Below are 24,340 nucleotides of genomic sequence, written 5' to 3' on the forward strand. Positions count from 1 at the left end.
TGGTGTGCCGCCTGGTTGTTTTTCGCCTGACTGATTTTTGCCTGACGGCCCGCCGGCGGCGTCCTTCCCCTGCATTCCTCCATCATGCCCTACCGCACCGACACTATTGGCGGCACTGCCGGCAGGTTCCGGCGAGGCCCCCGCGAGGTCAGTCAATCTGCCGCAGATCGCGGGTGGCCGGACCTTCCAGCACCGTCCCGGTGCTGCTGAAGCGGGAACCGTGGAGCGGGCAGTCCCAGGACTTTTCGCTGTCGTTCCAGCGCACAATCCCGCCCAGATGAGTGCAGACGGCCGACAGTTGGCAGCGGGTGCCGTCGACGGTGGACACGGCCACCGGCTTCCGGCCGCGGCGGAACACCAGGCCTGCCCCCTCCGGCGGCTGCTCGCGTGACTCGTCCAGGCGCTTGAGTCCCACCTGCGCCCAATCCCTGGCCAGCGTGGCGGCCACCGCCGCATTGAGGGTTGCTGCCGAGGCGGCTCCGGCCGGGGACGTGACCCGGTGGTGGATGACACTGGCCCAGGGGAGCCGGGTGCCGAGGATGTCGGCCGTGATGTCCAGGGCGGCGGCCACGGAGTTGGCCATGCCCCATTTGTTGTACCCCGTGGCGAAATAGACCCGGCCCAGCCCCCGCGGCAGCTTGCCGAAGAAAGGCATCAGGTTGGTGGCCCGGTAGTCCTGGGCGGACCACGAGTGGGTGAGGCTGGCGCCGGGGAATTTCGCCGTTGTCCAGTCGATCAGTGTGTCGAGGTAGGCCTGCGTTGACCTGGCGCGGCCCACCGGATGCCCGTTGCCTCCCACCAGGAGGAGCCGACGGCCGTCGGCGGGATAATCGCGCAGGGATCGGATCGGCTGCTCAACGGACAGGAACATACCGTCCGGGACAGCGGTTGTCCCGGGCAATTCGAAGGCCGCCGCGTAGGACCGCAACGGCTTGAGTTTGGCGAAATAGAGCCCCCGGTCCAGGACCGGGGTCCCCGTGGCAAGCACCACGTCCCCGGCACGCACGGGTCCGTGATCTGTTTGGACCTCCAGTTCCGCACCCCGGAGCGCGCCAAGTCCCCGGAACCCGTTCAGCCGCACGCCGGAAACGATCTGACCTCCGTGCGAGCGGACGTCGTCCATCAGGGCGTCGATGACTTCCATGGGGTGGATCTGTGCCTGCTGGCCCAGGCGGAGCGCACCTTTGACGGGAAAAGGGAGCCCGGGTTCCCGGACATACTCCACAGCAAGTCCGGCAGCCTGGGCCGCCGCCAATTCCTTACGGAGGATGTCCGTGCCGTCTTCAGAAGTGGCATACGTGAAGGCATCCCGGCGCTGGTACGCCACGCCCCGGCCGTCGAGGTACCGCAGCAGCCAGGCCTGCCCCTCGCGGTTCATCTCGACGTAGGCATCCACCACCTTCTGCGAATACTGGTTCCTCAGCTCCGACAGCACAGTGCCTTGCAGCAGGGAAACCTTCGCCGTGGTGTTGCCGGTGGTCACGGCGCCCGGGCTCCTGGCTTCGATAACCAGCACTTTCTTGCCTGACCGGGCGAGGAGCAGGGCCGTCACCAGCCCGGTCAGCCCGGCCCCCGCCACCACCGTGTCAAACGTGCTGCGGGGATGGAACTGGTCGCTGCGGAACATGTGGGTGCGGTCCAACCACAATGAGGTCATCGGCCGGCCTGCCTTTCCTCAGTCCCGTGACATCACCGTCGGGACTCCGAAAGAGTTCATAAGTCGACTTATCATGTCATGGGCTGCGTGACCGGGGAACAGGACCGGGCGGCTACCTCGAATTCCTACATGGCGTGGAACGCCCCGATGGTCAGCAGCTCGATCTCGTCATTGGCGCAGGCGCTCCGGGGCAGGGCCAGGAAGAGCGAGGCGGTGTCTTCAGGCGGATAAATCCGGTAGCCCGCAGCCTGCGTTACGGTGCAGTCCGGGTAATTACCCGCCTGCGTGTAGCGCATCTCCGCGGCTCCGGCCTGGCCGGGGGCCAGCAGCACATCCGCGACGGGCGAGGACCCGTCCTGCCGGGCGGGGGCCCCGATGGGGGCTCCGGTGGCGTCCGCTGTGAGGGAGACGCCCGGGAAGCCCCTCAGAAGGCAGGGTTCTGCGCCGGCGTTGGTAAGGATGAGCTTGGAATAGACGCTTCCGGCGGCGCCGCCCCCGGCGGAATCGTCCGTCACCGTCAGGTTCGCGGCCTTGCACGGCGCGGGTCCCGCGGGTGCAGGGGCCGACGACGGCGGTGTGCTGCCGGGCGCCTGGCTTGTGGCCGGCGCGGAGGAGCCGGACGGACTGCTTGAAGTGGATGCCGGCTCCGGAGTCCCCTGGGACTGGGGCTGGCTGGGCCCGCACGCTGTGAGCAGGAGGGTGGCGGCCGCGACCGCCGTCGTGATGACAAGACCGTTTTTAAATGGCTGAGACCTCATGGCTCAACCTTCATGCCCGCGGTTGCCTGAGTCAACGATGCCACGACCGATGCCGCGGATTGATGCCCGGATTGTGATTTCCGGGCACCAACCCGCGTACTACGTTCCGTGTGCTATTTCCCGGGCTTGGAATCAGTCGGTTCGGAAGCGCCGGGTTCGGAAGTGGCCGCTGCAACACGGGCTGCAGCGGACTTGCCGTTCCTGCTGCGCATCAGTGCCACCCCGCCGAGGGCAAGTCCGCCGAGGCCTGCTACGAGGCCCGCCCAGCTGCGCGCCTGCGAGCCGTCGTCCGCCCCCTCGTCCGATACGGATGAGGCGTGGGCCGCGGCCGCCGGCGTTTCTGACGCCGACCCGTGGCTGTCCGCGGCCGCAGCCGTGACGGTGAGCGACGGTGCCGGCGCTTCGAGGGAGTGCGGGTCCTGGCCGTCCTTGGCGATCTCGGACCAGTCCGTCTGCCCCTGCTCACAGTTCTGCAGCGTGGGGAAATGGAGGGTCTTGCCGGCGGCATCGGGGAGCTTGACGGAGAGCACCAACGCGTCCCGGAGTTCGGGGTCAAGCGGTGCCTTGGCGGTGTACACGATCTGGCTGGTCCGCTTGGTGATGGTTGCGCCGTCCGCGAGCTTCTTCGGTTCCGGCAGCTGCTCCACTACCTTCTGCACGGTCCAGTTCGGGTTGACCGTGGGCTGGGCGTCGTTGAGTTCCTCGGGCAGCGTGATGGTCACCTTGGTGGTGCCTGAACCGTCGCAGCCATGCGGAATGCCGAAGGTGAGCAGCGCATAGGAGTTGGCGTCGGTCTTGTCCGGGGTGACGCCGACGTGCGCGGATGCAGCCGTGACTCCGGCCAGCATGAGTGCCGCGGTGCCGCCGGCCACGGCCGTTGCGGAGAGGGTACGGCGGAAGGACTTGGGTGATGACTTTTTCAAAAGAGGGCCTTTCAAAGGTGCACGGGGCCAGTGGCGGTGCACAAAACTTATGGAGGGGCGTCCGGTGCCGCGGCACGGGGCCGCTGGAACTGCCGAGAGCGGCGGTTCGGCGGGCAGGCCGGAGCCAGGAAAAGGTGTCAGGAAAGAACGACGGCGGCGGGCGGGCCCCGCCTGCAGTCCGGCCTGAGGTTGCGCCAGGGGAGCGGCGCGGAATCCGCCGGCCAGCCGGCGGCGGCAGGTGCCGCGGCGACGTCGGGCATTGCCGCGTCGGGAAGCTGAACGAGGGGCCGGAGCCACGCGGCGAGGGACCAGAGGGCGGCCTCGCCCTTGGCGAGTAGCAGCGCGCAGGCGAGGGTGGCCAGGGCATGCCCGGCCAGCATCAGGGAGGCGGCCCAGGGGGAATCGGCCTGGTGCACGTGGGCGGCGCCGGCGGTTTCCAGTGGGAATCCGGCCAGCGACGGGGTTGCCGGGTGATGCCCCAGTACATTTGCATGCACGGTCCCGGCGGGGGAGCTAAAGGCGCTGAAGGCCTCGTGCAGGACCAGCTGGCCGGCTCCCAGGAGCGCCGCCATCGCGGGAAAATTCAGTCTGAGGCGGGTGGCCGCGGTGGCCGCCATTCCGGTGAGCGCCAGGACAGCCAGCATGATGCCCGGAAGCGGCAGTTCGCCGCCGCCAACCACGTGGGCGGCCGCGCCGAGAGTCACAATCATGGCGGCAACCATGGCAGCTCGGAGGGAATGGAAAGGAGTCCGGGCGTGGTGAGTGCGCACGGAGTCCTCCCTCAGGCTGGTTCGTTGCCGGCTTCGGTCCGCGCGCTCCGGGACACCGGCATTAGTGCGGGAGGAGGCTTGCGGATCCCTGCAATTCTAGCGGGGAAATGAGTTCCGTTACGGCTAGTCCGTTTCCGGCCCAGAGCAATAGTGGCAGTCCTCATCACAAAGTGCGTCTTCAGCTGCCGCGATCACATGCTGCTCCCGGCGAGCTGAAAGCCGTCTTCGACGTGAAAGAGCCGCCTGCGGCCAAGGCTCGACTTGATCCAGACGATGTCACCGGCTGCGGTGCGGTCGTCCACCTGGCCGGTGAATTCGATTCGCCCGTTCCGGCTCAGCTGCACGCTGTCCCCAACCTGCACGTCGTCCCAGCCCGGTCCGCTGCCAACCCAATTCGTTTGTGACGTCACAATGTTCCTCGATGCCCGTTCCTAGAAGCCTGCTTGATTCCCCTGCGGCAACTGGTGTGTCAGCGCCGACAAGATTCATCTAAGCCGCTGGCCGGGACGGCTTTCAATGGATGAAGTGATGATGGTGCCGCAAAGTATTGTGCAGCCGTCCAGCGTGGTCTATGCGGCATCCGTGTCCCGCCCTAGACTGCTGGCGTAAGCTGCCATCCACCTTTAGGAGAGATCATGGACTACTCAGGGACCGGCAACGAGAAGGCAGTAGCCGCGGGCGAGCTCAACCGGACACACATCGGGCAAACCGTCAGCTTCCAGCCGGACGAGTTCACGCTGGTGTTCGGCCGGATCGGCGCCATTGCACGCAAGGAAGGCGGCGTGACCGTCGCGCTGGAGGGCGTTGACGGCACCGGAGGGCTGCCGTCGCATTACAGCCTGCCGCCGACGCAGAATGTCTACGTCCAGCCGGACATGCTTACCAACACGGAGTCCACCATCAAGGATCTGTTCGGCAAGGTCCAGGACAACCTGCGCGGCCACAGGCCGGACCAGCGCCCAGACCAGCGGCCGGACCAGCGCCCGGACGTTCCTTAGGACGTTCCTTAACCCGTTCCTTAACCCGGCGCTCCGTAGCCCGGCGGTTTACCGCCCAAAGGTCAGCAGCCGGGCCCCGGATCCCCTTTTGCGGGGGTACCCGGGGCCCGGCTATTGGACGGTACAGGGGGAGCGGTCAGGCGATGGCCTGATCGGCGATTTCCAGGACTTCGTCGAGGATGGCCAGGCCGGCTTCGGTGTCCTGCACGCTGGTGTTGCAGGGCGGGACCACGTGGATCCGGTTGAAGTTGGCGAACGGCAGCAGGCCCTTGGATTTGCACGCTGCGACAAGCTCGTTCATCACCGGGCTGGAGCCGCCGTAGGGCGCCAGCGGTTCCCGTGTGGTCCGGTCCCTGACGAGCTCGATGGCCCAGAACACGCCGGTGCCGCGGACCTCGCCCACTGACGCGTGCCGCTCGGCAAAGCCGGCTAGCGCGGGGCCGATGACGGTTTCGCCCAGGAACGCGGCGTGTTCCACGATGCCCTCGCGTTCCATGGTGTTGATCGTGGCGACGGCGGCTGCTGTGGCCAGCGGGTGTCCGGAGTAGGTGAGCCCGCCGGGGTAGACGCGTTCCCCGAAGGTCGCGGCGATTTCGGGGTTGATGGCCACACCGCCGAGCGGGACGTAGCCGGAGTTGACGCCTTTCGCGAAGGTCAGCAGGTCCGGAACGACGTCGAAATGCTCGACGGCGAACCACTTGCCCGTGCGGCCGAAGCCGGCCATGACCTCGTCCGCGATGAAGACGATGCCGTGCCTGGTGCACAGCTCCCGGACGCCCTGCAGGTAGCCGGGCGGCGGCATGTAGATGCCGGCGGTCCCGGGAACGGATTCCAGGATCAGCGCCGCGATGGTGGCCGGGCCCTCGAGGCTGATCAGCTGCTCGAGGTGCTCCAGGGCGCGCTGGCTTTCCTCCTCCTCGGTGGTGGAGTGGAACGCCGTGCGGTAGAGGTAGGGCGGGAAGAAGTGGACGGTGCCGGTGCTTCCGGTGTCGCTGGGCCAGCGGCGGGGGTCGCCGGTGAGGTTGACCGCGAGCTGGGTGCCGCCGTGGTACGAACGGTAGGCGGAGAGGACCTTGTGGCGGCCGGTGTGGAGCCGGGCCATCCGGACGGCATGTTCGTTGGCGTCGGCGCCGCCGTTGGTGAAGAAGATCCGGTCCAGTTCCCCCGGCGTGCGTTCGGCGATCAGCCGCGCGGCTTCCGACCGGGCGTCGTTGACATAGCTCGGGGCGATGGTGCACAGCTTCGCAGCCTGTGCGGCGATGGCAGCGACGACGGCGGGGTGCTGGTGGCCGATGTTGGTGTTGACCAGCTGGGAGGAGAAGTCGAGGTACTTGTTGCCGTCGCCGTCCCACACGTGGGAGCCCTCGGCCGCGGTGATGACCATCGGATCCAGGAGGTCCTGGGCGGACCAGGAGTGGAAGACGTGCTTGCGGTCCAGCTCGTAGGCGCGGCCGGCCGTCCCGGCGTCCCCGGACTGCGGCAGGACGCTGCTTTCAATCGTGGAAGTCATGACTGTTCCTTTCGAAGGAGCGCCGGTCAGGCGTTCTGCGGGAAGCCGAGGTTGATGCCGCCGTGGCTGGGATCGAGCCAGCGGGAGGTGACGGCCTTGCCGCGGGTGAAGAAGCCGACGCCCTCGGTGCCGTGGGCGTGGGTGTCGCCAAACAGTGAGTTCTTCCAGCCGCCGAACGAGTAGTACGCCATCGGAACAGGGACAGGGACGTTGATGCCCACCATGCCCACCTCCACTTCGTTCTCGAAGCGGCGGGCCGCGCCGCCGTCGTTCGTGAAGATCGCGGTGCCGTTGCCGTACGGGTTGTTGTTGATCAGCTCGACTGCCTGGTCATAGGTGTCCACGCGGACTACGGACAGGACGGGCCCGAAGATCTCGTCCTGGTAGATGGACATGTCGGTGGTGACGTTGTCGAAAAGGGTGGGGCCGACAAAGAAGCCGTCACCTTCGGCGTCCGGGGAGATGGTCCGGCCGTCGACGACGATCGTGGCGCCTGCCGCTTCGCCGGCGTCCACGTAGCCGGCAACCTTGTCCCTGTGCTGGGCCGTGACGAGGGGGCCCATGTCGCAGCCGCGCAGGCCGTCGCCGGTCCGCAGGGAGTTGGCGCGCTGGGCAATCTTGGCCACGAGTTCGTCGGCGATGTCGCCCACGGCCAGCAGGGCCGAGATCGCCATGCAGCGCTCGCCGGCCGAACCGAAGCCTGCGTTGACCGCGGCGTCCGCGGCGAGGTCCAGGTCGGCGTCGGGCAGTACGATCATGTGGTTCTTGGCGCCGCCGAGGGCCTGGACACGCTTACCGTGGGCCGTCGCGGTCTGGTAGACGTACTTGGCGATCGGGGTGGAGCCCACGAAGGAAACGGCCTTGACGTCAGGGTGGGTGAGGAGGGCGTCAACGGCAACCTTGTCGCCGTGCAGGACGTTGAAGACGCCGTCCGGCAGCCCGGCTTGCTTCCACAGCTCTGCCATCCAGTTGGCGGCCGTCGGATCCTTTTCGCTCGGCTTGATGATCACGGTGTTGCCGGCGGCGATGGCGAGCGGGAAGAACCACATGGGAACCATGGCCGGGAAGTTGAAGGGGCTGATGATGGCAACCGGTCCGAGGGCCTGGCGGATGGAATGGACGTCAACCTTCGTGGAGGCGTTTTCGGTGTAGCTGCCCTTGAGCAGGTGCGGGATGCCGCAGGCGAACTCGACCACTTCCTGGCCGCGGGTCACCTCGCCCAAGGCATCGTCGAGGACCTTGCCGTGCTCCGAGGTGATGATGGCGGCGAGCTCGTCCTTGCGGGAGTTGAGCAGCTCGCGGAAAGCGAAGAGGACCTGCGTGCGGCGGGCGAGGGACGTGTCGCGCCAGGCAGGGAAGGCTGCCTTCGCGGCGGCGATCGCGGCGTTGCTGTCCTCGGTGCTGGCCAGTGCCACCTGGGCGGTGACTTTTCCGGTGGCGGGGTTGGTGACGGGCGCCGTGCGCTCGCCGGCCGGGACGTAGCTGCCGTTGATCCAGTGCTCGACGATGTTCAAGGAATCTCCTTAGGTGGTGGCTTGTGGTCGCTTCATGCGTTGCGTCCAGTCTGTCGCCGGAGGACCGCCGCCATAAGGGGCGATGTGTAAAGGAAAACGTGGCCGCCGTTACACTGTGTAAATGCTGCCAACCCTACGCACCATTCTTGGCCTCCCCGTACTTCGCGCCGCCTCGCCGCAGATTCTCGGCGGCGCCCCGGGCGGCCTTGCCGGCCTCGATGCACCGGTCCGCTGGGTCCACGTCAGCGAGATGCTGGACATTTCCAGCCTTCTCTCCGGCGGCGAGCTGGTGCTCACCACCGGATTGGAGCTGGAGAAGGAACCCGAAGCCACGGCGTCGTTCATCCGGTCCCTCGAGGAATCCTCGGCCGCCGGGCTGATCGTGGAACTGGTGGGGGAACGGGACCGCAGCCTGGCCGCGCTGCAGGCGGCGGCGAAGTCATGCACGCTGCCGGTGATCGTGGTGCAGCGGCGGGTGCGCTTCGTCGAGGTCACCGAGGTGGTGCACCGGATGATCGTGGCGGAGCAGCTTGAGCGCGTGGAACGCGCCCGCGATGTCCACGAGGCCTTTACGATCCTCAGCCTGGAAAGCGCCGGAACGGAGCGGGTGGTGGAGCAGGCCGCCGGGATGATCGGAGCGCCGGTGGTGCTGGAGGACCTGTCCCACCTGGTCCTTGCCTACTCGGCGCAGGGCCTGGCCACAACAGAGCTGCTGCGTGACTGGGAGCGCCGCTCCCGGACCACGCCGTCCTCCGCGAGAACCGTCCGCACCGGCCCGGAAAACTGGCTGCAAGTTCCGGTGGGTGTCCGGGAGCAGCTGTGGGGACGGCTGGTCCTTCCGGTAACCCCGGACGACGAGGAAACCGCGGCCATGGTGCTTGAACGCGCGGCGCAGACCCTCGCGATCAACCGCCTCGCCGAGCGGGACCGGCGCGAGCTCAGCCAGCAGGCCAAGGCCGGGCTGCTCAACGCCCTCCGCCACCCGCGGGGGCTCAGCGAGGCGGAGGCCCTGGCGCGCGCCGGAGCCCTGGGGCTGAAGCGCTCGCCGTTCTATGTGCCGATCGTGTACCGCACCGGCGCCTCCGCGCAGGCTGCGCCGACGTCCGACGGCGCACAGTCCCGCGATCCGCTGGCCGGCCAGCAGGATGAACGCGCCCTCCTGGAACTGCTGGCCAAGGTGGTGAAGTCCACGGCGGGCAGCGCACTGACTGCCAGTATCCAGTCCGGATCGGTGGGCATGATCCTCGCCCTCCCGGCGAAGCAGCTCGAGGACGCCTCACTGCAGCGGCTGGCGGATGCGCTGGCGGGGCAGGCCGGCGGCGGTACACAGGCAGCGGACGACGGCGGCACCCGCCTGAAGGGCGCGGCGGCACCGGCATGGACCATCGGCGTCGGACGTCCCCGGGGTTCCCTGCTGGAGGCGGCGGCCGGCATTGATGAGGCTGCCCACGTCGCCGAAACGGCGGCGACGCTGCGCGGTGCCGGAAAGCCGTTCTACCGTGCCACCGACATCCGGCTGCGGGGGCTGCTGGCGCTCCTGCGCAACGATCCGCGCGTACAGCAGTTTGTGGAGTCCGAACTGGAAAGCCTGCTGCAGGCCGAGGCCCGGGGGAACGGCGGGTACCTGGACCTGCTGGGCCAGTACCTCGAATCCGGCGGAAACAAGGCGGCGCTGGCACGGAGTGGCTATTTGAGCCGGCCCACCCTGTATGCCCGGCTGGCCCGGCTGGAGGAGCTCCTGGCGGTTGACCTGGACGACGCCGAATCCCGGACGTCGCTGCACGTCGCCCTCCTGCTGCACAGGCTCCAGGCGCTGTGAATCAGAGCCCACCCCCTGATGGAGTTTTTGTCCACATAACGCGACTTAGGACCCCTTTTGGACGCGTTATGTGGACAAAAACTCCACTGAACGCGGCAGATGCCGCAGAATGCGAACATTGACGGATGGCTAAGCCCTTTACGCTGACCCAGCTGCGGTATTTTGCGGTGGTAGCGGAGCTCGAGAACATGACGGCGGCCGCAGACCGGCTGCTGGTGACCCAGTCCACCCTGTCCACGGCCATGGCACAGCTTGAAGCGAGCCTGTCCACGCAGCTGTTTGTGCGGCTCAGGACGCGCGGCCTGCGCCTGACGCCGACCGGACGGCAGCTTGCCCAGGACATCAAGGTGCTGCTGGAGCATGCCGATTCGCTCTACGAATCCGCCCGCGGCCTGGCGGCCAGCCTGGTGGGTGAACTCAAAGTGGGCGTGTTTGCTCCGCTGGCGCCCTTCAGGCTTCCCGCCATTTTGCAGACGTTCGAGATGCAGCACCCGGGTGTTGAGGTTTCCTTCCTGGAGGCCGACCTGGCCAGCCTCCAGACGGCCCTGCTGGAAGGGCAGTGCGATGTGGCGCTCACGTACGGCCTCGGACTGGGCCGGGGCTTCACGTACCAGGTGCTGGAACGCGTCCCGCCGCACGTGCTGGTCCATGCCGGGCATCCCGCCGCGGCACGGCCCGAAAAGACCATTTCACTCAAGGAGCTCGACGGCGAACCCGCCGTGGTGCTGGACCTGCCGCACAGCCGGGAGTACTTCGAGCAGCTCTATGTCATCGCCGGGGTGGTGCCCAATGTCCGGCACCGATTCGCAGGGTATGAGACGGTCCGGTCATTCGTGGCGAAGGGCCACGGCTACGCATTGCTGAACCAGCGGCTCCACAGCGACATGACCTACTCCGGCGGCAAGGTGGTGGCCCTGACGCTGACGGACAATTTGCCGCCGATCGAAGTGATGCTGGTCCGTCCTGAGGGCGTGCAGCCAACGCGGCGTGCCCTGGCGTTTGAGGAGACCTGCCTCCGCCTCTACGGGGCGTCGCGCAACTGACCGGCACGGCCGGACCCGGCATCACTCCTGCCGCAAACCCGGCCGCGCAGCCATTGACAAAATCGATCGATTCCTCAAAAACAATCAATTGGACAGATGTGAACGGGATCACACACAGTGGATGCAACCGGGTGGATCCGGGGATCCTCCAGCGGCGAAAACCCCGCAAACACGGCTTGGGCCGAAACCCCCCAGCGAGCTGACCATGTTGATCAAAGGAGATTCAATGGTTCCGAATCACACACAATGTGTCCGACGCATGTCCGGACCGGCGTATCGCGGCAACAGCGCGGCAACGTCCGTAAAAAATTCTTCAAATGCCCGTAACGCGGCATCGGGTACCGGAAACACGGCAAACCTAGCGTGGCTCTCATGACCATCAACGACATCAAGAACCAGCCGCAGCCGGCCGCGGAGCCGGGCACCACATCCTCCATGAACCCCGCCGGCCCAGGCGCTGCGACCCTCCAGAAGGACGCCGTCCGCCCCGGAGCCGGACAGCCGGGCACCACCAAGATGCAAAAGCGCGTCCTGCTGGGCGGAAGCATCGGCCAGTTCATCGAGTTCTACGACTTCACCCTCTACGGCCTTACTGCCGTGATCTTCTCGCAGCTGTTCTTCCCCGGCAGCAACCCGGTGGCTGCCTTGCTGGCCACCTTCGCCACGTTTGGCGTCGCCTTCGTGGTCCGCCCCATCGGCGGCCTGTTCTTCGGCGCACTCGGCGACAGGATCGGCCGGCGGCGCGTCCTGACCATCACCCTGATCGCCATCGGCGGTGCGACCGCCCTGATGGGGCTCCTGCCCACCTACGGCCAGATCGGCGCCTGGGCCCCTGCGCTCCTGGTGCTCTGCCGCCTCATCCAAGGCTTCTCGGCCGGCGGGGAATCCGTCGGTGCGCCGTCATTCGTCTTCGAGCACGCCCCGGTCAACAAGCGCGGCTTCTGGCTCAACATCACCATCGCCGCCACCGCCCTGCCCTCCGTGGTCGCGGGCACCATGATCCTGGTCCTCAGCCAGTCGATGCCCAACGAAGCCTTTATGGCCTGGGGCTGGCGCCTGCCGTTCCTGCTCGCACTGCCGCTGGCCCTGTTCGGGGTGTGGATCCGCAGCCGCACGGTGGAAAGCGACGCGTTCAACGAGGCCAAGGCGGCCCGGACCAAGGAATTCAGCCCCGTCCGCGAGGCCTTCCGCGAGAACCGCCTCCGCATGGTGCAGGTCATTTTCGTGATGGGCCTGACGGCCATGGGCTTCTACTTCCTCTCGGCCTACTTCGTTTCCTACGTGCAGACCACCGGCCACCTCAGCCGTGAACAGTCGCTGATGGTGAACGCCGCAGCATTGGCCCTCTACGCCATCCTCCTGCCGATCGGCGGCCGCCTCGGGGACCGCTTCGGCCGCAAGCCGATGCTCATCGCAGGTTCCCTCGCCCTCGCCGTGCTGTCCGTGCCGAGCTTCATGCTGGTCACCAGCGGCAGCCTGCCGCTGGCACTGCTGGGACAGTCCCTGTTCGTGGTGGCGCTCTGCATCTACGGCGGCGGCTGCTACACCTTCTTCGTCGAGATCTTCACCACGCGCACCCGCTTCACCTCAGCGGCCATCAGCTACAACGGCGCCTACGCCCTCTTCGGCGGCACCGCCCCGTTCATCGGCACCGCCCTCGTTGGAGGAACCGGTGTGCCGCACGCGCCGGGCTTCTACATGGCGGCCGCTGCCGCCGTCGTACTCCTCCTGGTGCTGTTCACCAAGGTGCCCGAGACCCGCGGACGCATGGGCTAAGCCCGCCGCCTGCCCTTCTTCACAGCAATACACTAAGGACTTCCCATGAATTCAGCAGCTTTCCTCTCCGACTTCCACCACGTGGCCACCATCGGCGCCACACCCAACCACGGCGTTGACCGCCAGGCGGCCACCGCCGAGGATGCGCAGACGCGCGACTGGTTCGCCGCCTGGGTGCACGACGCCGGCTGGGAACTCCGGGTGGACGGCATCGGCAACATGTTCGGGCTGCTGGAGTGGACTCCCGGTGCACCGTACGTGCTGACCGGATCGCACCTGGACAGCCAGCCACTGGGCGGCCGTTTCGACGGCGCCTACGGCGTGATCGCGGCACTGCACGCGGCACGCCGGCTCGGTTCCGAGGTTGCGGAGGGCGGAGCAGCGCCCCGTTTCAACCTTGCGGTGGTGAACTGGTTCAACGAGGAGGGCGGCCGGTTCGCCCCGAGCATCATGGGAAGTTCGGTCTTCGCCGGCCTGCTGGAACGGGAGCGGATGCTCGATGTCCGGGACCTGCAGGGCGTCACCGTCCGTGAAGCCCTGGACGGCATCGGATACCTGGGTACCGCCGAGGGCCTGGACGTGGCGGGCTACGCGGAAATCCACATTGAGCAGGGCCGGATCCTGGAGCGGGAAGGCATCAACATCGGCCTGGTGGACAGCAGCTGGTACACGCAGAAGCTGGACATCGAGGTGCTGGGGGAGCAGTCCCACACGGGCGCCACCGCCATGGCGGACCGGCATGACGCCCTGGTGGCGGCGTCGAAGATCATCCTGATGGTGCACGACGTCACCGGCGACTTCGGGGACGAGGCGCTGGTTTCCTCCGTGGGCCAGCTGACCCTGGAGCCGAACTCCCCGATCGTGGTGGCCCGCAGGGTGCACCTCGTGGCGGACCTGCGCTCGGGCGATCCGGAGATCGTCAAGGCCGCCCGGGCCACCCTGCTGAAGAAGATCGACGTGCTGGCCCGGGAACACGACATCAAGGTCAACGTGAAGGACTTCGACATCCGGCCCATCCGCCGCTTCCCCGAGGCCGGCCTGGAACTGGCGGACAAGGTGGCAGCCAACCTGGGACTCTCCGCCCGGCGGATCCAGACCATGGCGGGGCATGACTCCGTTGCGATGAATACCGTGGCACCGTCCGTCATGCTGTTCATCCCCAGCGTGGACGGCGTCTCGCACTGCGAACGTGAATTCACCACCGATGCCGACATGGTGGCGGGAGTGGACATGCTGACCGGTGTGGCCCGGGAGCTCGTCGGCGGGGCCCTCGCATGACGGAGCTGCACTACCTCGACGCCGCCACGGCGCTGCGGCTCTTCCGCACCCGGGAGCTTTCCCCGGTGGAGGTGATGGAAGCCGTGATTGCGCGGGCGGAGGCCGTCAACGGGGAAGTCAACGCCCTGACCGAAACGCTCTTCGAGGAAGCGCTACCCGCGGCCCGGCAGGCGGCCGCCAAGTACGCCCGCGGCAGGGACCTCACCCCGCTGCTGGGCCTGCCGGTGGCCGCCAAGGAAAAGCACGGGCTCAAAGGCCGGACCCTCTCGCAGGGACTCGTGGCCCGGAAGGACGAGCTGGCGGCGGAGGACCACCCGGTCATCGGCCGGATCCGGCGTGCGGGCGGCATCATCCACGCCCGCACCACCACTCCCGAGTACAGCTGTGCGACGGTCACGCACAGTCCGCTGTGGGGAGTCACGCGGAATCCGTGGAACCTGCAGTTCTCGCCCGGGGGATCCTCGGGCGGTTCCGGGGCCGCTCTGGCCGCCGGACTGGCCCCGCTGGCTACGGCCTCGGACATCGCCGGCTCCACCCGGCTGCCGGCGTCGTTCACGGGAACGGTGGGCTATAAGGCGCCGTATGGGAGGATCCCCGGCCTGGCGCCGCTCTCCGCCGACCACTACCGCGGCGACGGGCCGATGGCCCGGACCGTGGCGGACACCGCCCTGCTGGCCAACGTCATGGCCGGACGGCACCCGGGGGACCACACCTCGCTCGCGGACGCGCCCGGACTTGCGGTGTCTGGACTGGAGACGCACGACGGCGGTGGTTCCGTCGCAGCGGCAACCGTCGCAGGGATGAGGATCGCCCTGTGCATCCGCCTTGGGAACTACCCCGTAGCGCCCGACGTCGAGGCCAACACCCGCGCGGTCGCTGCGGCTTTGCAGGACGCCGGGGCCGTTGTCGAGGAGATCGAACTCCCGTGGACCACGGAGTCCATCAGCCGCACGATGTTCACGCACTTCGGCTACCTGCTGGGCCCGGCCATGGAGGACGAGACTGAGGGCTCAACCGAACTCCTGGCCCCCTACACCCGCCGCTTCATGGCGGATGCCAGGCGGGCAGCCGAGGGGAACCGCTTTGTTGACGGCATCCGGGACGAGACCCGCCTGCAGGCCGAGCTGGCTGCCGCCATGGCCGGTTTCGACGTCCTTGTCTGTCCCGCGTCCGCCGTCGCGGCACTGGATGCGGGTGGCATGTACCTTGACGGGATCGACGCCGGCGGGCAACAGCTCGAGCACTACTGGCAGGGCCACATGACGGCGCCGTTCAACATCGCCAACCGCTGCCCGGTGCTGGCTGTTCCCAGCGGCATGGCGGACTGCGGGATCCCCACGGGCGTGCAGGTCGTCGGGCACCCGTACGACGACGCCGCGGTGTTCACAGTGGGCGCGGCCGTGGAAGCGCTGCGGCCCTGGGCCGCGCGGCGGCCGGACATCCTGGCGATGGCCTAAGGGGTTGAATCGGGCACAGCCGAGGGGAAGGACTCCCGGAGTGCTGCGAGCAGCTGGCCGAAGACCTCGTCTTCCGTGCCCATGCCGTCGACGCTGAGCAGGATGCCGCGCCGTGAGTATGCCGAGGCCACCGGCTCGGTTTCGCGGTAGTAGAGCTCCAAGCGGTGCCGGATCACGTCTTCGGTGTCGTCGCTGCGTCCGGTCAGGGTGGCGCGGCGGAGCACGCGGCGGACCAGCTCGGTATCGTCGGCCGTCAGTTGGAGTGCAACATCCAGGGCGTGCCCGTTGGCGGCAAGGATCGTGTCAAGCTCGGCCTGCTGGGCCGCATTGCGTGGATACCCGTCCAGGAGGAACCCGTCCCGGACGTCATCCTCGTTCAGGCGGTCCCGCACCATGCGGTTGGTCAGGCTGTCGGGAACGAAGTCGCCGGCGTCCAGATGCGCCACGACGTCACGGCCCAGCGGCGTCAGGTTCTTTACATGCTCACGGAAGACGTCTCCGGTGGACACCCCGTTGACGCCGAGATGCCGGGACAAACGTTCGGCTTGGGTGCCCTTGCCGCAGCCCGGAGGGCCCATGATCAGCATTCGCATCGGTGAGACCACTCCTTGGCGCCGTTGAAAGGTGTCCCTACATGGTGTCCGCAGGGAGACATCAGCACAAGGGACCGGGGCGCAGCGCCTGGTCCGTGTCCTAATTGTGAGCAAATCTTTCGGCGATCCTGCGTCGGCGCAGGGTTTGCGTGGGTAGCTTCGGTACACCACTAGATGGAAGGTGTACCGAAATGACGATCACTGACTACTTCTCAGGCGTAGCCATCATGCTGGGATCCCTGATAGCCGTTGCGGGGCTTTCTGCCGGGATCATCCGCGCCAGGTCCCATCACCACTAGAAGTCCACCCTGTCATCCTCTACGCCGGTTATTCGAACATGGGAGAGAGGAACCTTCGCTCGTACCGTCGGATGCAGTTTGTTTCCGTCGCGAATCGGTAGGCCTCGATGCACTCGGGATCCACAGCCGCCGCCGATCGGTACTTCTCGTAGTCGGCGAGTGACGGGAAGGTGAACAGGGCGAAGGCCTCGTCGCTGTCACCTTCGCTCGGAAGGAAATAGCCGTGATGCTCTCCGCCCAGCCTGTTGACCAGGCGGATCCACCGCCGTCCATATTCTTCAAAGTCAGCGAGCTTGCTTGCATCGATCTCATATCGAAGGTGCACTGTAATCACGGATGGTCCCCTTTCGTTAGGGATGTTCTTTGCGTTTCGGAATAGGGAAACCTCTACGGGCCAACCGGTAGTCCTGGGTGATGCAGCCGGGACTTCAGTCAGGCCTGCGGGACTGCTTATCCTGATTGAACATCGGAACGAATCCTATCGGGACGTGTCGGGTCGGTCGGGACTTTTCAGCCCCAACTCCAGGAGATCAATGTCGACGCTGCCGGTGCCGGGTTTTGGGGATCCGTGGCGCTTGCGGAGCTGGGTCGCCCGGTATTCGTCACGGGCGAGTATGAACGCATAGGGAGTGAAGAACCCTGTTCGGCGTACACGGCATCGTTGCGCCGCTCACGCTCACGGTCATAAACCATGGTCGGTCCTCTTGGGTTCGAAATATCCCGGCTCTCCGGGAAAGGGGCGGGTGCTATGAGGGAAGTTCTCCCGGGTGATCTCCAAGGTTCCGGGGTGCTTCTCGAACCATCTGCGTGCCTGATCGTCGGTGACGGCGTACATCGGCTTTGGCAGCCCCTTGGGCTTGCGGAGCTTGCGGGCACGGAGTTCAGCGCGAAGGGAACTGATGCTCAGGAGCCAGCCGCCAGTGAACAGGACGGTGCATACCGCGGAGCCCAGCACGATGATCAAGCTCATACCCATGTGCCCCGGATCCGGGAAGGACATGAACAGGGCGAGGATCCCGAAGAGTATTCCGAGAGGGGCCAGGATAGCGGGGACCGTCATCAGCAGGGCAACGATGCTCTGGCCAGCAAAGCTGTTGGCCATGTTGGCGGATTCGGTGGCACTGTGGCCTCCCAAGCCCCACTCCTCACGAGTGTAAGCGTGGATGACAACCTCTTTGCTCCACCCTCCGTACCCGTACCAGTACTTGGGCAGTCCTGGATGCTGTCGGGACTCAGCGCCGGCCATTTGTCCGCAATGTCCGTTCTCGTAAGGGGCGGTGCCCGGCCCGCCGCCGTACACATAGCTTTCACCCTAACGAAGAATGAGGCAGAGCCATGTCTATCCAGGGAGCGGCGTCGTCGTCCACGTGATAGCCGGCAACAAGGTGGCTCTACATAGATTCTGACTGCGGCTGAGGGAAGACCTGAATTCGGGCTAGGCGTAGGGTGGAATTTAGACGATAGGAGCACTTCATGAAGAAAATCCTCATGGTACTGACCAGCGTTTCCGAGATCGGCGATACCGGAGAGAAGACCGGTTACAACGTGGCCGAGGCGGCTCACCCCTGGAAGGTATTCAAGGATTCAGGGCATTTCGTCGACTTCGCGTCCATCCAGGGCGGCCAGCCGCCGCGCGACGAGGTGGACTCAAAAGATCCCATCCAGGTTGCCTTTACGGAGGACGAGACCACGCGCGCCGGTCTCTACAACACGGCCCGCGTCGACGTCGTTGATCCCGAACAGTACGACGCCGTCTATCTCGTGGGGGGCCACGGCGCCATGTGGGACTTCCCGGACAGCGAAGGATTGCAGCACCTCGTAGCCAGCGTCTACAACGCCGGCGGCGTGGTGGGCGCTGTGTGCCACGGGCCGGCCGGACTGCTGAACGTCGAATTGGCCAACGGCTTTCGGCTGGTCGAGGGCAGGAAGGTCGCTGCCTTCACCAACGACGAGGAGGTTGCCGCGGGGAAGGACAAGGTCATCCCGTTCTTCTTGGCAGACCGGCTTGAGGAGCAGGGCGCCACCACCCACGTCTCCGCTGGTGTCTTTGAAGAGAAGGTCGTGGTGGACGACCGGCTGGTGACCGGCCAGAACCCGGCGTCAGCGGCCGGCGTCGCCAAGGAGATGGAGAAGCTCCTGGCAGAGGTCATCCACAAGGAAAAAGCCGAGGAACAGCACGATGCGGAGGCGCTGCGCGCCGAGAAGGACGCTGAGAAAAACGCCAAGAAGGCTGCCGCAGAAGCGGAGCACTAGCACCAACAACACGCTGAAACTGAAGTCGGCCGGACTGTGGCCGTTACCGACCGGAATCCGCACACGACCGCATACAAATCGCAATCACTCAGGAGGTTCCCGGTGCCGGACACAACCTGCCACATGTCGATCTCGCTGGACGGCTTTGTCGCCGGGCCGGACCAGAGCCGCGAGGACCCCCTGGGCAAGCGGGGGCTGGAGTTGCACCGCTGGCACATCGGCGACCCGCGAGCCAACCATGCCGACAAGGTTGCGACCGAGTGGCTCATGCGTCCGCGGGGCGCGTATGTGATGGGCCGGAATATGTTCGGCCCTGTCCGCGGGGACTGGGATGAGGAATGGACCGGGTGGTGGGGAGCCGAACCGCCCTACCACGCGCCGGTGTTCGTGCTCACGCATCACGGACATGACCCGATCCAGCTGGTGGGCGGAACGACGTTCCACTTCGTTACCGATGGCTTCGACGCGGCCTACGCCGCTGCCTGCCAGGCCGCCGGGGACAAAGGCGTGGACATCGCCGGTGGTGCTTCGACCGTCCGACAGGCACTGATCGCCGGCGTGATCGACGAGCTCACCCTCGACATCGCACCGGTACTGCTCGGGTCGGGGGAGCGCATCTTCGGCGGGGTTGAATCCTTCGGCTTCGAACCAGCCGAGGTGCTTCACTCCCCGCTGGCCACCCACATCCGCTATCGCCGCGTCAGCTAACGCCGTAGGCGCTGCCGGCATCCTGAAGTGTCGGCCTCCGGAAACAGAAGATCACCTCACCGTGGACGTGCGACTCACCACCATCGGTGTTTGCCGGGGATCAGGCCCGCGAGCGAAGCCAGGCCGCCAGCGCAGAATATAACTCCCACGAAACCGGCGATCCCGTCACTTATCGGTCCGCTGGTGAGAAAAACGCCGAGGCCAAGGCCGGCTACTCCGCAGCCGAGGCGCCACGCGCGGTCCGCCTTCGTGTTTGACCCATATCTCGAAACCCCATACTTCCGTGGCGTCCCTCTCACTTTTCCTGGCGGGTTCGGTTCAGGCTGGGTGGGTCCCTCAACGACGTCGCCGAATTCGCCCACCCACTGGCCAGTTCCTACTTCCGGGCAGTGGGCGTGCACGGTCTCGTCAATGGCAGCGAAGTCCGCCGGGTATCCCCGGTACATCATCTGCGAAAGGCTCACATCGAAGTCCACCCGGCCATCTGCCCAGTAGGCGTCGTAGCGGACCAGGCGCACCGGGCGCTGCAGCCACCTTGAGGGTCTGGTGAAAGCCGTCGCGCGAACGGCGACGGGCTTTTCTGCGGGTTGGGGCATGGACCGATAGTTGCACATTCAGGGGGACCGCGTCCGCGCAGGGGCGATCTTGGCTGCGGTGGCTGCGGATTGCCCTGCCCTACCCTTGTATTCATGGGGGTATTGCTGTGCTGAAGAAGATTGACCAGTGGGACATACGGTTCTTCTATGCCGGGATGATCGCCCTGATGCTGGGTCTGTTCGTGTGGTTCGCGGGTGGCAGGCTCCTTGAGGCGTCAGTTTTTCTGGCGGTAGGGGTGGTCTACGCATTCCTCGTGGTTCGCGTCGTCTCACAATCATTCCGCGCGTTCACGGTGATGCTCTGGACGTTCCAGCTGAATTACTGGACGCTGATCTCGCTCGACGTCGAGGGTGCCCTGGGCATACCAGCGGCGGGGCCGTGGTTCATTGGGTTCCTCGTCGGCGGTATTGCCGGCGGATACATCTGCTCGAGCCCGCGTGCCGGCTCAGCACTGAGGCAGACCCGCCCACGCAAGCCTGAAGCGGACGGCAAGTACTCCGGCGGGTGGCGCCTCGCACTGATCAACGGTGCCTGCGCGATCGTGCTGCTCGGCATCGGAACAGCCCAACTGGCCCTACTATCACCGACGGCGCCTGCTGCCGCCGTTCTCGGCGGCGCTGTCATCGCGGGCTGGGCCTTATTCCGCTTCCCGCCGCCGCTGCATGTCAGGAACGGCCTCATCATGCTGGGCCTGCCCGTTGTTTTCTTCGTGTTGGGTTTCGTCGGCGGTGCTACAGACCAGATAGCACTTCCCTATGCGTGGGGGTACGGCGTCCTCGCCGGCATCCTGATCGGCGGGAGGAACTGGGCCGGTCCCCGGATCGGCGAGCCGCGGCCGCCGTTCAACGGTCCAAGCCGGCGTCGGCGGCGGAAACGTCGGCCCCGGTCGAAGCAGAAGCCAACGCCAGGACTTGAAAAACCGACCGTAGGAGCGGCTCATGAGCAATGATCGAGTGGTGACACGCTGGATGCTCGGTGTGGTTGTCCTGGTGCTGCCCCTTTCTTCGTGTGCCGCACCGACCATCGAGGAGATGGGGCGCAGCGCCATCCGGGAACGGGCCGCCGAAGGCAAGGACTGGTTCCTCACGTTCACGGCGGCCACGGACACGACCAACAGGGAACTCGTGAGCGCCAAGCTTGAACGCCAGAGTTTCGGCCCCTACGCATTCGGGTGGGAACCTGACGGAGACTTTTACACCGAGCACTACTACCGGGAGCACCTCACCACCAGTGGGGGCTGGTGGGGCCAGCAGCGCACCGTCAGCGCCTGCGTCAGGGTCGAAATGGAGTTGGGATCGGCCATTGCGACATCTGTTGACTGCCCCGACAAACCTCCGTTCTCCGATTACACGGATGAGTGGGTGGTGGTGGCGTGAGCCTGAGCCAGCACATCGTCTTCCCCGGATAGCCGGCTTATTGACAAGGGAGAGCTGTGATTCATCCGGACCCCTTGGCGGCTGGGCGAGCACGCCGCAGGAGAAGTATTGCCACTGGGTCTATTCCCAGGCAAAGCAAAGGCCCCGGGTTTCCATCGAAGAAAACCCGGGGCCTCGCTACTTGGCGGTGACGGTGGGATTTGAACCCACGTTGGCTTTGACACCAAACAACATTTCGAGTGTTGCACCTTCGGCCGCTCGGACACGTCACCAACCTGAATAGGTTACCGGAGCATGGCTCGCTTCCCAAAACGAGGGCGCGCCGGTGTCAGATGTCTTCCCCGCGCCCGCGCCGGGGACTACATTCATAAGCAAGATGATCAATTCCCAGCAGCGCTCCCAAGCCAAGGCCTATTGGACCGTCGGCCACGAAAAAGGCGAACTCCGCAGCGAGGACCTGGCCGTGCCGGGCCCCGGCGAAGCGCTGGTCCGTGCCCTTTACTCGGGCATCAGCAAGGGCACCGAAACGGTGGTCCACTGCGGCAACGTGCCGCCCCGGGTTGCCGAACAAATGCGGGCGCCCCTGCAGGAGGGGTCCTTCCCGTCGCCGGTGAAGTACGGCTACCTCTCCGTGGGAACCGTGGAGGCGGGCCCGGAGGAATGGGTGGGGCGCACCGTGTTCTGCCTGCACCCGCACCAGGACCGCTACGTTGTCCCGGTGGAGTCCCTGACAGTGGTCCCGGAGAACGTCCCGGCCCGGAGGGCAGTGCTCACGGGAACCGTGGAAACCGCCGTCAACGCATTGTGGGAAGCCGGGCCCCGGCTGGGCGATCGCGTGGCAGTTGTCGGCGCCGGCCTGGTCGGCGGCATGGTGGCCACCCTGCTGCGCACCTTTCCGCTGCAGCGGCTCCAGCTGATCGACGTCGATCCGGCGAAACGCGCCTTCGCCGAAGCACTCGGTGTCGAATTCGCGCACCCCGGCGACGCCCTTGCGGACTGTGACATCGTGATCCACTGTTCGGCCTCCCAGGAGGGCCTCGAACGGAGCCTGCAGCTGGTGGGCGACGAAGGGGACGTCATCGAGATGTCCTGGTACGCCGACCGGAAGGTCACCATCCCGCTGGGGGAGGACTTCCACGCCCGCCGGCTCTCCATCCGTGCCAGCCAGGTGGGGGTCGTGGCCCGCTCGCGCCGCCACCGCCGGACCAACGCCGACCGCCTGGCGCTCGCCGTGTCCCTGCTCAGCGATCCCGTCTACGACACCTTCCTCACGGGATCCTCCCCGTTTGCGGAACTTCCCGCCGTCGTCCATGACCTGGCCGACGGCCGCCTGGATGCGCTCTGCCACGTTATTGAATACCCCGCCGAAGACAAGAGGTAGCCCTTGTTCAGCCTGACCGTCCGCCGCCACTTCATGATTGCCCACAGCCTGCCGCGCAAAGCCTTCGGTCCCGCCCAGGGCCTGCACGGGGCCACGTTCGTGGCGGAGGTGACCTTCCGCCGTCGGGCTCTAAACGACGACGCCATCGTCCTTGACATCGGTGCGGCCGGCGGGCTCATCGAGGAAGTGCTGGCCGGCCTGAACTACAAGAACCTCGACGAGCACCCGGACTTTGCCGGGAAGCTCAGCACCACCGAGGCCCTCGCGCAGTACATCGCCGAGGCCGTGGCCGCCAAGGTCCGCGACGGTGAGGACGGGCGGGAACTGGCAGGACTGGACGTCACTCTCCGGGAGAACCCCGACGCATGGGCCTCGTTCGCGCTCGACTTCAACGCCGCGTAAGCACATGCCCGGGCCCCGCGCGGAGAGACCGGTGATCCGGCTGATCGTGCCGGGCAACGTGCTGCACAACTCAGGGGGCAACGCCTACAACGCCGCACTGGTCCGGGGGCTCACCGCCCACGGGGCGGACGTGGACGTCTGCCCCGCTGACGGTCACTGGCCGGTGGGAAGTGTGGAAGAACGACGGCGGCTGGCCGGGTTGCTGCTCGACGGCGGCAGCGATGACGGCCCGGACAGCGCCGGCGCTGAACGGGCCGCGACGCCGGTGACCATCGTGGACGGACTGGTTGCGCTGGGCGCGCCGCTGGAAATGGAGGCGGCAGCCGCTGCGGGACGGCCCGCGTGGATCCTGCTGCACATGCCGCTGGCAGCGCACCCGGACCTGGAGGAACGTGCGCTGGCGGCCGCCGCGGGCGTAATCTGCACGAGTTCGACCACGGCTGCGGCAATCCGGGGCAAGCACTGCCCCGTCCCGATCCACGTGGCGCTGCCCGGCACTGATGCCGCTCATTTTGCAGCCGGCTCGATCCCGCCACACCTCGTGGCAGTGGCCGCGCTGCTGCCAAACAAGGACCAGCTCCTGCTGCTGAAGGCACTCGCAGGACTCACGGACCTGCCTTGGTCCGCGGCGCTGGTGGGCTCCGATTCCGCCGACCCCGCCTACGCCCGGACGGTCCGCAGCGCGATAACCCGGCTTGGGCTTACCAGCCGGGTGGCAGTCCGCGGCGAGCTCAGTGGGCAGGTCCTGGACGAGGCATGGCACCGTGCCGATCTCAGCCTGCTCATTTCGCGGGCTGAAGCGTACGGGATGGTGGTCGCCGAGTCCCTCGCCCACGGAATCCCGGTGGTGGTGCGGGCCGGCACCGGCGCCGTCGAGGCACTCGCGGCGGGTTCACCGAGTCCGGCGGGTTCACCGGGTCCGGCGGGGCAGCCGGGCGGGGCAGCAGCTCCCGACGGCGGCGGGGGACCCGCGCTGCCGGGCGCCGCCGTCGTCCTCGGCGCGGACCCCTCCCCGCTGGCGGCAGTCCTGCGCGGCTGGCTGACGGATCCCGAACTTCGCTCGCGGTGGCGCGACGCGGCACTGGATGCGCGTAACCGGCTGCCGGGCTGGGACGCCACGGCCAGGACGGTGCTGGACAGCATTGCGGCGGACAGATCGGGACAGCACGCGCCGCGCAGCCGGACTGCGCCGGGTCATTCCGTTGCCGTGCCGGCTGATGGACAATGA

24 protein-coding genes and 1 tRNA gene are annotated in these 24,340 nt (G+C 66.7%); 13 read left to right on the plus strand and 12 right to left on the minus strand.

Features of this window, described 5'->3' with window-relative positions; all coding sequences use genetic code 11:
* Positions 1–148 precede the first annotated feature (148 nt).
* From AB0N24_RS19205 to AB0N24_RS19225, 5 genes are all read right to left on the minus strand, one after another.
* Positions 149–1,657, minus strand: coding sequence for an FAD-dependent oxidoreductase (locus AB0N24_RS19205; RefSeq protein WP_364127648.1), 1,509 nt, complete (start codon positions 1,655–1,657; stop codon positions 149–151).
* Between the two features lie 125 nt (positions 1,658–1,782).
* Positions 1,783–2,415 carry a DUF4232 domain-containing protein gene (locus AB0N24_RS19210; RefSeq protein WP_364127651.1) on the minus strand — a complete coding sequence of 211 codons (633 nt, stop codon included), beginning with the start codon at positions 2,413–2,415 and terminating at the stop codon, positions 1,783–1,785.
* A 113-nt stretch (positions 2,416–2,528) separates the two neighbouring features.
* Positions 2,529–3,338 (minus strand): YcnI family protein, encoded by an 810-nt coding sequence (locus AB0N24_RS19215; protein WP_364127654.1) that lies wholly within the window; start codon positions 3,336–3,338, stop codon positions 2,529–2,531.
* A 137-nt stretch (positions 3,339–3,475) separates the two neighbouring features.
* Complete coding sequence (locus AB0N24_RS19220; RefSeq protein WP_364127658.1) at positions 3,476–4,108, minus strand: hypothetical protein; 633 nt, start codon at positions 4,106–4,108, stop codon at positions 3,476–3,478.
* 191 nt (positions 4,109–4,299) lie between these two features.
* A complete protein-coding gene (locus AB0N24_RS19225; protein WP_104174006.1) occupies positions 4,300–4,518 on the minus strand; it encodes a hypothetical protein in 219 nt (72 codons plus the stop codon).
* Between the two features lie 225 nt (positions 4,519–4,743).
* Here AB0N24_RS19225 and AB0N24_RS19230 point away from each other — a divergent pair, with 225 nt between their 5' ends.
* Positions 4,744–5,106, plus strand: coding sequence for a hypothetical protein (locus tag AB0N24_RS19230; protein WP_364127661.1), 363 nt, complete (start codon positions 4,744–4,746; stop codon positions 5,104–5,106).
* 136 nt (positions 5,107–5,242) lie between these two features.
* On the opposite strand, the gene AB0N24_RS19235 is transcribed toward AB0N24_RS19230, so the two are convergent.
* Positions 5,243–6,616, minus strand: a complete 1,374-nt coding sequence (locus AB0N24_RS19235; RefSeq protein WP_364127663.1) for an aspartate aminotransferase family protein — start codon at positions 6,614–6,616, stop codon at positions 5,243–5,245.
* Positions 6,617–6,642: 26 nt separating this feature from the next.
* Positions 6,643–8,130: a CoA-acylating methylmalonate-semialdehyde dehydrogenase gene (locus AB0N24_RS19240; RefSeq protein ID WP_364127665.1), complete on the minus strand. Its 1,488-nt coding sequence runs from the start codon at positions 8,128–8,130 to the stop codon at positions 6,643–6,645.
* A gap of 121 nt (positions 8,131–8,251) precedes the next feature.
* Between AB0N24_RS19240 and AB0N24_RS19245 the strand changes: the two genes are divergently transcribed.
* From AB0N24_RS19245 to AB0N24_RS19265, 5 genes are all read left to right on the plus strand, one after another.
* Complete coding sequence (locus AB0N24_RS19245; RefSeq protein ID WP_364127667.1) at positions 8,252–9,949, plus strand: PucR family transcriptional regulator; 1,698 nt, start codon at positions 8,252–8,254, stop codon at positions 9,947–9,949.
* Between the two features lie 125 nt (positions 9,950–10,074).
* The gene (locus AB0N24_RS19250) at positions 10,075–10,992 is read left to right on the plus strand and encodes a LysR family transcriptional regulator (RefSeq protein ID WP_104174001.1); all 918 of its coding nucleotides are present in this window, start codon (positions 10,075–10,077) and stop codon (positions 10,990–10,992) included.
* Between the two features lie 372 nt (positions 10,993–11,364).
* Positions 11,365–12,768, plus strand: coding sequence for an MFS transporter (locus AB0N24_RS19255; protein ID WP_364127669.1), 1,404 nt, complete (start codon positions 11,365–11,367; stop codon positions 12,766–12,768).
* Between the two features lie 45 nt (positions 12,769–12,813).
* Entirely contained in the window at positions 12,814–14,046 is a 1,233-nt protein-coding gene (locus AB0N24_RS19260) for a M20 family metallo-hydrolase (RefSeq protein ID WP_364127671.1), read from the plus strand.
* Entirely contained in the window at positions 14,043–15,503 is a 1,461-nt protein-coding gene (locus AB0N24_RS19265; RefSeq protein WP_364127674.1) for an amidase, read from the plus strand. The genes AB0N24_RS19260 and AB0N24_RS19265 overlap by 4 nt, the downstream gene beginning before the upstream one ends.
* On the opposite strand, the gene AB0N24_RS19270 is transcribed toward AB0N24_RS19265, so the two are convergent.
* From AB0N24_RS19270 to AB0N24_RS19280, 3 genes are all read right to left on the minus strand, one after another.
* A complete protein-coding gene (locus AB0N24_RS19270; protein WP_364127875.1) occupies positions 15,500–16,090 on the minus strand; it encodes an adenylate kinase in 591 nt (196 codons plus the stop codon). The genes AB0N24_RS19265 and AB0N24_RS19270 overlap by 4 nt on opposite strands.
* A gap of 333 nt (positions 16,091–16,423) precedes the next feature.
* Positions 16,424–16,729: an NIPSNAP family protein gene (locus tag AB0N24_RS19275; protein WP_104173997.1), complete on the minus strand. Its 306-nt coding sequence runs from the start codon at positions 16,727–16,729 to the stop codon at positions 16,424–16,426.
* A 348-nt stretch (positions 16,730–17,077) separates the two neighbouring features.
* On the minus strand, positions 17,078–17,530 hold the full coding sequence (locus AB0N24_RS19280) for a hypothetical protein (protein WP_364127677.1): 453 nt from the start codon (positions 17,528–17,530) through the stop codon (positions 17,078–17,080).
* Positions 17,531–17,868: 338 nt separating this feature from the next.
* On the opposite strand from AB0N24_RS19280, the gene AB0N24_RS19285 reads away from it, so the two are divergent.
* Positions 17,869–18,648 (plus strand): type 1 glutamine amidotransferase domain-containing protein, encoded by a 780-nt coding sequence (locus tag AB0N24_RS19285; protein ID WP_364127680.1) that lies wholly within the window; start codon positions 17,869–17,871, stop codon positions 18,646–18,648.
* Between the two features lie 102 nt (positions 18,649–18,750).
* Positions 18,751–19,356 (plus strand): dihydrofolate reductase family protein, encoded by a 606-nt coding sequence (locus AB0N24_RS19290; RefSeq protein WP_364127683.1) that lies wholly within the window; start codon positions 18,751–18,753, stop codon positions 19,354–19,356.
* Between the two features lie 74 nt (positions 19,357–19,430).
* Here AB0N24_RS19290 and AB0N24_RS19295 read toward each other — a convergent pair whose 3' ends face one another.
* Positions 19,431–19,952, minus strand: a complete 522-nt coding sequence (locus tag AB0N24_RS19295) for a hypothetical protein (protein ID WP_364127684.1) — start codon at positions 19,950–19,952, stop codon at positions 19,431–19,433.
* Positions 19,953–20,059: 107 nt separating this feature from the next.
* On the opposite strand from AB0N24_RS19295, the gene AB0N24_RS19300 reads away from it, so the two are divergent.
* The gene (locus tag AB0N24_RS19300) at positions 20,060–20,902 is read left to right on the plus strand and encodes a hypothetical protein (protein ID WP_364127687.1); all 843 of its coding nucleotides are present in this window, start codon (positions 20,060–20,062) and stop codon (positions 20,900–20,902) included.
* The gene (locus AB0N24_RS19305) at positions 20,892–21,329 is read left to right on the plus strand and encodes a hypothetical protein (RefSeq protein ID WP_364127690.1); all 438 of its coding nucleotides are present in this window, start codon (positions 20,892–20,894) and stop codon (positions 21,327–21,329) included. Before AB0N24_RS19300 ends, AB0N24_RS19305 begins: the two co-directional genes overlap by 11 nt.
* A 182-nt stretch (positions 21,330–21,511) precedes the next feature.
* Here the strand turns inward: AB0N24_RS19305 and AB0N24_RS19310 are convergent.
* Positions 21,512–21,601 (minus strand) — tRNA-Ser (locus AB0N24_RS19310).
* A gap of 104 nt (positions 21,602–21,705) precedes the next feature.
* Between AB0N24_RS19310 and AB0N24_RS19315 the strand changes: the two genes are divergently transcribed.
* From AB0N24_RS19315 to AB0N24_RS19325, 3 genes are read left to right on the plus strand one after another with little or no spacing between them, the layout of a single operon-like run.
* Positions 21,706–22,710 carry a zinc-binding alcohol dehydrogenase gene (locus AB0N24_RS19315; RefSeq protein WP_364127693.1) on the plus strand — a complete coding sequence of 335 codons (1,005 nt, stop codon included), beginning with the start codon at positions 21,706–21,708 and terminating at the stop codon, positions 22,708–22,710.
* Between the two features lie 3 nt (positions 22,711–22,713).
* Positions 22,714–23,112 carry a 6-carboxytetrahydropterin synthase gene (locus tag AB0N24_RS19320; protein ID WP_364127695.1) on the plus strand — a complete coding sequence of 133 codons (399 nt, stop codon included), beginning with the start codon at positions 22,714–22,716 and terminating at the stop codon, positions 23,110–23,112.
* 31 nt (positions 23,113–23,143) lie between these two features.
* The gene (locus tag AB0N24_RS19325) at positions 23,144–24,340 is read left to right on the plus strand and encodes a glycosyltransferase (protein ID WP_364127698.1); all 1,197 of its coding nucleotides are present in this window, start codon (positions 23,144–23,146) and stop codon (positions 24,338–24,340) included.

Origin of the sequence: Arthrobacter sp. NPDC093128 (assembly GCF_040683875.1) — a bacterium.
Lineage (GTDB): Bacteria > Actinomycetota > Actinomycetes > Actinomycetales > Micrococcaceae > Arthrobacter.

Bases quoted from the DNA above. Each gene is read 5' to 3' on its own strand.
- AB0N24_RS19265 (WP_364127674.1), top strand. From the start codon at position 14,043: ATGACGGAGCTGCACTACCTCGACGCCGCCACGGCGCTGCGGCTCTTC.
- AB0N24_RS19270 (WP_364127875.1), bottom strand. From the start codon at position 16,090: ATGCTGATCATGGGCCCTCCGGGCTGCGGCAAGGGCACCCAAGCCGAA.
- AB0N24_RS19305 (WP_364127690.1), top strand. From the start codon at position 20,892: ATGAGCAATGATCGAGTGGTGACACGCTGGATGCTCGGTGTGGTTGTC.
- AB0N24_RS19205 (WP_364127648.1), bottom strand. From the start codon at position 1,657: ATGACCTCATTGTGGTTGGACCGCACCCACATGTTCCGCAGCGACCAG.
- AB0N24_RS19235 (WP_364127663.1), bottom strand. From the start codon at position 6,616: ATGACTTCCACGATTGAAAGCAGCGTCCTGCCGCAGTCCGGGGACGCC.
- AB0N24_RS19245 (WP_364127667.1), top strand. From the start codon at position 8,252: ATGCTGCCAACCCTACGCACCATTCTTGGCCTCCCCGTACTTCGCGCC.
- AB0N24_RS19260 (WP_364127671.1), top strand. From the start codon at position 12,814: ATGAATTCAGCAGCTTTCCTCTCCGACTTCCACCACGTGGCCACCATC.
- AB0N24_RS19210 (WP_364127651.1), bottom strand. From the start codon at position 2,415: ATGAGGTCTCAGCCATTTAAAAACGGTCTTGTCATCACGACGGCGGTC.
- AB0N24_RS19285 (WP_364127680.1), top strand. From the start codon at position 17,869: ATGAAGAAAATCCTCATGGTACTGACCAGCGTTTCCGAGATCGGCGAT.
- AB0N24_RS19295 (WP_364127684.1), bottom strand. From the start codon at position 19,952: ATGCCCCAACCCGCAGAAAAGCCCGTCGCCGTTCGCGCGACGGCTTTC.
- AB0N24_RS19250 (WP_104174001.1), top strand. From the start codon at position 10,075: ATGGCTAAGCCCTTTACGCTGACCCAGCTGCGGTATTTTGCGGTGGTA.
- AB0N24_RS19315 (WP_364127693.1), top strand. From the start codon at position 21,706: ATGATCAATTCCCAGCAGCGCTCCCAAGCCAAGGCCTATTGGACCGTC.
- AB0N24_RS19255 (WP_364127669.1), top strand. From the start codon at position 11,365: ATGACCATCAACGACATCAAGAACCAGCCGCAGCCGGCCGCGGAGCCG.
- AB0N24_RS19230 (WP_364127661.1), top strand. From the start codon at position 4,744: ATGGACTACTCAGGGACCGGCAACGAGAAGGCAGTAGCCGCGGGCGAG.